This window comes from Zooshikella harenae, from assembly GCF_018837975.1.
GTDB lineage: Bacteria > Pseudomonadota > Gammaproteobacteria > Pseudomonadales > Zooshikellaceae > Zooshikella > Zooshikella harenae.
Window position 1 is genome coordinate 19,835 of record NZ_JAGSOY010000061.1, and the last position, 7,998, is coordinate 27,832.

Genomic DNA, 7,998 nt, shown 5'->3' on the forward strand with positions numbered 1-7,998 from the left:
GTTAGTCCTCTGCTAAAGGTTGGAAACGACGTAATTCTGTTAAGCGATAGCCTGTATATTGACCAAGTATCAAAATACCACCAAGTAATGCAAGCAATAACTCAGGAAAGTTAAAGGTTAGATGTTCAATGTAGGTGTTTGTCATTGATAGGTAGGCCATTGTAGCAACCAATAAACTTCCTCCACCTTGAATAAATACTTCTTTGGGGCCTTCTTCCTCCCATAAAATAGACATTCTCTCAATGGTCCAAGCAAGAATGATCATTGGGAAGAATGTCACTTTCATCACCTGGCTAAAGCCAAGTTTGTAACTGAGGATGCTCATACCTGCCATGATGCCAATAACAACGATAATGACAGCAGATATCCTGGCGACTAGAAGCAAATTAAGATGGCTGAGGTAGTAGCGTATAAATAAGCCTATGCTGACAATGATGAGGAAAATAACTAAACCGGTCACTAAGCTTGTTTCAATGAAGGCAATTGCAATAAGAATTGGCATGAAGGTGCCCGATGTACGAAAACCAACAACGACTCGCATTAGTACAACTATCAATGCACCAATGGGCACCAGAAGAATAGATTTGAAAATGTTCTGCTGCTCAATTGGTAAACTATAGATAGAAAAGTCAACTAAAGCAGCTTTGGCATTAGTTTTCTCAACTAGCGTTCTGGAGTTTGCTGGTTGTGTACTTTCAATAATAGAAAAAGACACATTAGAGTTTTCTCCACCTTCAACATCCATTAATGACTTCCCACCTCTCTGCCAAAGTACAAAGTGGTCAGGAATGCCGCGCTCTGCAGAGAGAGGATCAAAGATGACCCAGTGATCACTTTCAAATACTTCAATTAATGTTGTTAGTTTTTGATTACGGCGGCCATCTTCAAGAAATAACCCCCGTGCAATACGTGCAGATATTTTGGCTTGAGCAAGCGTATCAAGTGCTACCTTAACTTTGCGTGAGGAAGTATTCTTATTACCTAATAGGAGTGCAATATCCTCCATGGGTCTGGGCTCATTAATCAAGCGCATTAACTCTGCTGCAAACGTACTGGGAGACGCAGAACGTTGGTATACAAAGTTGACCAGGTTGTTAATCGCTGTTTTTTGAGCAGATTCCAACTCAGGAGGAGAGGGTTCTGGTGGTGGAGTCTCTTCTATTTCTTGTTGATGGTGTGCACCTTCATACACTTGTAACTTGTAATAAAGTACTTGTCGGCCGGTTGCTTTGCGAGTTGCCCATTGTGCACGGCGTTGTTGTGCATTGTTATCCCAACCAAACCCATAACCAGAAGAAGTAAAGTCTTCATCAAGGACGGTCATTTTGGGTGGGTTATGGGGTAAAGCAAAAGACACAATGACCGGCTCATCTTTTGCCTGAAACTCTATTTTGGCTTCCACAGTCCATAGCGCCTTTCGTTCACCAGGTAGTAACGGGAACTCAAGAACACTATTTTTGTAAATAGTTAAACCTATGCCAATAAAGATAAGAATAAAGGCAAATAAATAAACCTGAACTTTAGATGACATTTATGGCTTTCCGTTTGCGGTTTGATCTGGAGTACTATTTTTTTTAGGCTCTTTGGTTGGCTTGTTTGAAGGTGTAGGTTTTGCTGATGGCTTTGGTGTGGTTTGAGATTTGTCTTTAGTATCGTCGTCTGGCGTTGAAGTAGGAGCTGCTTTAGTAGGCTTGGGATTTTCTTTTGAGTCAGCTTGTTTCGCTGATTCGTTTGTACTACTTGGCTGAGATGCTGCTGTTTGGTTTTCATTTCGGTTATCACTGACATTTTCAGTAATCACAGGCTTCTTAGATAGCTTTTTGCTGACATCAACGACAGCAATGTCTTTGAGCAGGTTACGGCCAATGAGAACAGGGAAATCATATTCGCTTCGATCAGCCAAAGAGAATTCAATTCGTTGATCAATGGTGCCCAGTCGAACACGCATTTTTACCGTATAGCGTCGATGTCCATCAGTACCATGCTGTTTAACACGAATCCTACGAGCTACTTTACGGCTCATTTCAACTGTTTCGTTAGTTTCTGGGTCAGTCAGTTTGAACTTTACCCAACGCACGCCATCACGTTCAAATGGTGTAATATCAAACGCATTTAGTGATGAGGTGGTTGCACCTGTATCAATACGAGCTTTATAGACAACACCAGGAGGATCAAGGGTTACCCACTCAACTTCACCCACAACATACTTGCCACCATGAGCATCTTTTGCTTTCTCTGCTGGACAATAAACGATGGTTTTTTGTGGTTGTGCTGACTGCTCGGCTTTGCCCTTATCGGTTTTACTATTATTGTCTTTTTTCTCTGGAGCTTCACTTGAACAGTTTTGCATGTTGATGACTACGGGCTGTATTGCGTGCTCTGCGGAGTTTGCACTTGATGTTGTAGCAGCTAATACGAGTATTAACGAGAGTGTTAGCTGTTGGTAGTGTCTCATTAAAGCTCCCTGGTTTTTCATATGAGCAATCATGGTGTCCGCTATTGTTAGGTGCCAGGCTAAACATTTTTCATTATGGGAAAAGGCCAACTTAAGGTCCAATGAATCCCCACCCTAGATGTAATGATGTGACTTTTGTTAGGTCACAGGGTTCAGTCATTGATCACTTGTGAGCAAAGGCAACCGCATAATTGTGAAGTATGATCTATATCGGTGAATGCTTAGCCAATCGATTACAGTGTTTGCGACTTCTTACACATAATTAGTTGTTTAAGTCTGGATCGGTATTATATAGCCGGTGAAACATTTTTCTGTGTGACTGTTGTCGCTTTTAATGCTATTACAGGTTGAAATTTGAACGATGATTCTGTTTTTGCGTATTAAATATTAGTGTTCCATTAGTTTGTGACTGATGCTTCATCATAATATACTTGTAAACCCAAGATCTAAGCGTAATCTCGAATTTCAATGCGAAAACTTCGCAAGTATAGTTTACCCTCTCTAAATTGACTTATAGGTTTTGAAGAGTGTTGATAAGGTTTAAAGTTAATCATAACCGTTTAAAATTGTAAGACAGTTAAGCTTGACCTATACAGTGCGTTTATTTATTGGTTTTCATTAAGACAGTATATAGCCGCCTTTCTTTATCTTAATCTGAAAATTCTCTGGTGTTGCTCTAAGTGAGCCTGCATGTAATTACTAATGAGTATTACAGTAGATCAAAATATTATGAATATTGCACATGTACATCCAATAGGCCTTATATACAGGCGTGGTGGGATAACTTACAATCGTTAGTCCTGAAAAATCATGCACATAGTTTACTGAGTAAGTGTAGTTAGCAACGGTGTATGAAATGCTAATTTCAGGGGGGAATTTTAGGCTATAACATCCAGTAGCACATAAAACACTTATCCTGAGTAAACTAAGTAGAAATACTATATCCACAACGAAGGATTTTTATACCCCTAGGGTAAAAATTGATTTGTGAAGTTTATATTTTGTTTAAAGTCAGGTACTTGGTGATGTTATCGCCTTGCGCAGTAGGTTATCTAAAGAGGTGTATTATTTATCATGAAAACAGTGCAGGGTAGTCCAATAGCTCTGTTACCTTTATTGGTATTTTTAGTTATATTTCTGGGCAGTGGTATTTACTATTCACAGCAAAACATAGACTTTGCTTTCTACCAAATAAAGGCTCCTGTTGCCGTATTACCTGCCATTATTATTGCAATGATGATGGGACGTGAAACCTTAAATCAAAAGGTTGAAACTTTCCTGAAAGGGGTTGGCGATATGAATATCGTCATGATGTGTATGGTGTTTTTACTGGCAGGTGCATTTGCGAGTGTAACTAAAGCTATTGGGGGCGTTGATGCAACAGTCAGCCTGGGCTTACACATTATCCCTCAGCAACTGATTTTACCTGGTATTTTTGTGATTTCAGCTTTTATTGCAACAGCCATGGGCACCTCTATGGGTACTATTGCTGCAATAGCGCCTATTGCAGTGGGGTTTGCGAATACAGCAGATGTTTCACTAGGCTTGGCTGTTGGTGCTGTGATTGGTGGTGCCATGTTTGGTGATAATTTGTCCATTATTTCAGATACCACGATTGCGGCAACACGCACACAAGGGTGTGAAATGCGTGATAAATTTAAGCTAAATTTTCTTATTGCTACTCCAGCAGCAGTGCTGACAATGATTGTTCTATTTGTGCTAGGTGATACAGGTAGTGTGCCACAACCAGAAGAATTTAACTTTCTTTTAGTGCTTCCCTATTTAGCTGTACTTGGACTGGCATTAGCGGGTGTTAATGTTTTGGTTGTTTTGATGAGTGGTATCATCATCGCTGGAATAACTGGCTTGTACCATTCCCCAGATTATACAATCGAAACGTTATCTACCAATATCTTTGATGGTTACAGTAACATGTTGGAAATCATGGTGCTGTCTATGTTTATTGGTGGACTGAGCGCTATTATGAAAGCACGAGGTGGGTTAACGTTTTTGGTTAGTTTAATTCAGCGGCTTACTGAACGTCGGGGGTTGCAGCATCGTGGTGGCGAAGCAGGAATAAGTGCACTTGTGAGTATTGCAGGATTTTTTACTGCAAATAATACGGTTGCTATTTTAATTTCAGGCAGCTCTGCCCAGGAAATTGCGACAAAAAGTGGGGTTGATGGACGGCGAAGTGCTAGTTTATTGGATATCTTTTCCTGTGTTGTGCAAGGCTTATTACCTTATGGCGCACAGATATTACTCGCCGGTTCTGTAGCAAGTATGTCTCCGCTTGACTTGGTTGGTAATGTTCATTACTGCTGGTTATTAGGGCTTTCTGCCATTGTTGCCATTATTTTTGGCTATCCTAAATCTGATGCCATTACAGAAAAAGAACCTGCCACTTGCTAAGTAAAAATATCACTGATGGGGTACATTAAGATATGTACCCCTTATGTTTTCCTTCAAGCGTTTTTGAGTACAGCCATTAATTAATTGCTGTCAAGCTATTAGCCACTACTTTTTGAATTCCTCCCTTCTTCCCTACAATTCCATGATATTCTTGGTTGTCTAAGATATTTTCAGTTATAGCTTCAAAGTAGTACTAATAATAAATAAAGCTTAGTGTGGTTAATAATGATGTTATTTGACATTCAGTATTCTACTGTTTTAGTAGGGGCTTTAATTGGCGCAGGTTTTTTTGCTGGTTTCATTAATACGATTGCAGGAGGTGGGTCAATGCTAACACTCCCTGCGCTCATGTTATTAGGTATTCCTGCAGATGTTGCTAATGCGACAAATCGCGTGTCTGTTTTTCTACAATGTTTGACAGGAATGAAAGGGTTTCATAGTCATAATCAGCTAGATATACCTGCAATTAAATCTATAGTCACCCCAACTTTACTGGGAAGCCTGTTGGGAGCATTAAGTGCAGCTTGGTTACCAAATGCACTGCTAAAGCCCGTATTGTTAGTGACAATGATTAGTATTGCCTTTTTAATGCTTGTTAAGCCTGCTTTGATTCAATCCAAATCAGAAAATACAGTGTTAAACGTGACGCAACATAAGCTGAGTTGGTGGGCACTATTTGCTACAGGGGCTTATGGTGGTTTTATACAAGCTGGTGTGGGTTTTTTATTAATTGCTGCGTTGAGTGGTGTGCTTCGTTATGACTTGGTACGTGCTAATGCCCTAAAATTAGCGTGTACAGCTTCATTTACCTTAGTTGCATTGGTTGTTTTTATTATTCATGACTTAGTTTTATGGGTTCCAGGTTTATTGGTAGCAATTGGTAGCATGGCTGGGGCATATGTGAGTGTAAAGTTCGCAGTTAGTGTTCCCCAAGCTATATTGCGCTGGCTGTTGTTAATTCTGGTGTTGATTTTTTGTATAGCGGCTTGGTTGCGTTGAAAGCCTTTCTAACTAAACGCTTATAGTTACTCATTCTTAGGCTTAAGAAATAAGTGAATACCTACACCACGCTGAAGGGAGAAATTATTTCCAGCGAAATAAGCGACTTAGTAAATAGGGATCATCAAAGTGACGCTGTCCAATGAATAGTGTGGCATGATTTCCCCATTGACGCATAGCGCCGGGGGACGGGACGCCAGATGGCCACAATATCCATCGTTCGGCACGCTCAGTACTGGAAACAATACCAAATTCCTGATCAAAGAGACTTTTTCGCTTTTTAGAGGGTAGCGATAAACTTCTGAGTTCATTATAACCTAGCAGTGTATAAGGCTTGGCTGTTGCCAAAGAAGAAACGTTAGACGCTAGTTGTTTGATTCCAATAATGTAGTGTTCTGCTGAGCTGATTGTAATCCTCCAGCGAGCAGAGTGATCAACGTTTGGTGAAGAAACAGGAATAATTAAAGGTGGCTCTAAGTGATTAGTAATTTGTTTGGCTTGCAGCTTTTCTGATAAGGGAAAAAAAGTATGATAGCAGCCACAGGTATGAATGCTGTCAAAGATAAGAGGCGTGCCTTTTTCAGTTAATGTGACTCGCCAAATAATCCCATCTAGATTGCCACTATAAATATCCAAAACGCCATTGGCAGGCCGCTCTTTAAACCAGATAATGTAATTAAGTTGCAAGAGAGTTTTGCCATGAAACCTGGTCATGGAGGTTAGCGTATAGGTCACAGGTTGTGGTCTAACTGTCGGTTGTGGAGTTAATACCACTTTTCCTGGTATGTCATAATCGCCTTGATGATTGATAGCCCAAACAGGTGCATGGTGATGAAACAGTTTTTGTAACTGCTCTGGCTTTAAGGTTGGCAGTTGTAATGCATTACTTTGGTAGGCTTGGTTAAACCAATGTTGTATTGTGCTTGTATTTAGGGGAAAGGCTGATGATGTATAAGGATGAGGTTGATAAATAGCGGTATTTCGTAGAGCCTTAGCGTTGATTTGATTAAAGTGCTGAGTTGTTTCCTTATGCCAGGCAGCAATTCCAGGCACTAAAAAGTACTGTGTAAGAGGATAAAATCCAGCCCACTGTCGCCAAGAGATATAGGCCTCTGGGTAACGAAATTTGCGTAGAGTACTAAAAAATTGATCATCATTTAATAAATGGTTAAATGATTGCTTGAGGCAGCTGTCAATTTTCTGACCATGGCGTGCTTGATAGGATTTTGGTAAGTTAGCAATATCAATTTTCCAGGCTTTATTCGTTTCCTGATAAGCTTGCGCTAGCCAAGTAGATCGACGAGGTTTAGAGTCAAGCGTATAAATGTAACTGGCTAAAAGACGGTTAATGCGCACATAAGGATAGTGGGGAACAGGTTGGGTTTGCTGATCCAAAGTATATTCTTGGGAGCGTTGGTGATATTGCTCAGTCAGGTAATTGTGACAGTCACTCTCAGAATACAGTGTGGGTGATTGATCTAAAGATGGTTGTAGACTACAGCCAGATAAGCCGTAATACAGCACATATAGTGTAGTTAACCAAAGAACTTGTTTGATGCTTATCATTGTACTGGAATAAAAACGTTTTTTTACTGTGGCTGCTTGATAGGGAAAACCATATTAAGTTGGGATTCGTCATTTGTTTTTTTATAATACCTGATATTACTAGTGAATGTGTTAGACGTGAATAATTGAGAGAGATTTTATTGCAGCTTTTTTTTGGTTATGGGTAAACTATCAACAAATTTGTAATGATGTAATCACGCTTGAATTTGGAGTTAAATAGATACACAGCGTTTACGTATGTTTTGTGTCGTGGTTATATTCTTGAGTGGGTTCTACAACGTTAGGTAATTAGCATCTTATGTGAGCTAGGAAGCAATATATGCCTGTGAAGCCGTATTGTTATTGAAGTGTTGACGGGTTGGCGGGTAACAAAACCTATAGCGAAGAGTTTTTAGGGTGGTTATAAACGCTAAAAATAATTTGTGAAGGGTATATGGGTGAATAAACAGCGTGTTAACACTTAACTTATGCAGAAAAGGCTAAAAGTTTAAAGGAGCCAGTATGTTGTCTAAAGTGCTTGGGATGGGGCTCATCTTATGGAGTTTAATTACACCTGCAGTACATGC

Annotated in this window: 5 protein-coding genes; 2 read left to right on the top strand and 3 right to left on the bottom strand. The window is 39.9% G+C overall.

Translation table 11 applies throughout. From position 1 onward, the window contains the following. Position 1: 1 nt before the first annotated feature. Together KCG35_RS18775 and KCG35_RS18780 are read right to left on the bottom strand one after the other, a co-directional pair. Positions 2-1,531 (bottom strand): inactive transglutaminase family protein, encoded by a 1,530-nt coding sequence (locus KCG35_RS18775; RefSeq protein WP_215821374.1) that lies wholly within the window; start codon positions 1,529-1,531, stop codon positions 2-4. Next, positions 1,532-2,455, bottom strand: a complete 924-nt coding sequence (locus KCG35_RS18780; RefSeq protein ID WP_215821376.1) for an ATP-dependent zinc protease family protein — start codon at positions 2,453-2,455, stop codon at positions 1,532-1,534. It lies immediately after the preceding gene. A gap of 1,074 nt (positions 2,456-3,529) precedes the next feature. On the opposite strand from KCG35_RS18780, the gene KCG35_RS18785 reads away from it, so the two are divergent. Next, on the top strand, positions 3,530-4,867 hold the full coding sequence (locus KCG35_RS18785) for a Na+/H+ antiporter NhaC family protein (RefSeq protein WP_215821378.1): 1,338 nt from the start codon (positions 3,530-3,532) through the stop codon (positions 4,865-4,867). A gap of 225 nt (positions 4,868-5,092) precedes the next feature. Next, positions 5,093-5,866: a sulfite exporter TauE/SafE family protein gene (locus KCG35_RS18790; RefSeq protein ID WP_230409261.1), complete on the top strand. Its 774-nt coding sequence runs from the start codon at positions 5,093-5,095 to the stop codon at positions 5,864-5,866. A gap of 84 nt (positions 5,867-5,950) precedes the next feature. Here the strand turns inward: KCG35_RS18790 and KCG35_RS18795 are convergent, their stop codons facing one another. Beyond that, positions 5,951-7,432 carry a hypothetical protein gene (locus KCG35_RS18795; protein ID WP_215821379.1) on the bottom strand — a complete coding sequence of 494 codons (1,482 nt, stop codon included), beginning with the start codon at positions 7,430-7,432 and terminating at the stop codon, positions 5,951-5,953. Positions 7,433-7,998 lie beyond the last annotated feature (566 nt).

Excerpts from the sequence above, each read along its gene's own strand:
- KCG35_RS18775 (WP_215821374.1), bottom strand. The coding sequence starts at position 1,531 with ATGTCATCTAAAGTTCAGGTTTATTTATTTGCCTTTATTCTTATCTTT.
- KCG35_RS18780 (WP_215821376.1), bottom strand. The coding sequence starts at position 2,455 with ATGAGACACTACCAACAGCTAACACTCTCGTTAATACTCGTATTAGCT.
- KCG35_RS18785 (WP_215821378.1), top strand. The coding sequence starts at position 3,530 with ATGAAAACAGTGCAGGGTAGTCCAATAGCTCTGTTACCTTTATTGGTA.
- KCG35_RS18790 (WP_230409261.1), top strand. The coding sequence starts at position 5,093 with ATGATGTTATTTGACATTCAGTATTCTACTGTTTTAGTAGGGGCTTTA.
- KCG35_RS18795 (WP_215821379.1), bottom strand. The coding sequence starts at position 7,432 with ATGATAAGCATCAAACAAGTTCTTTGGTTAACTACACTATATGTGCTG.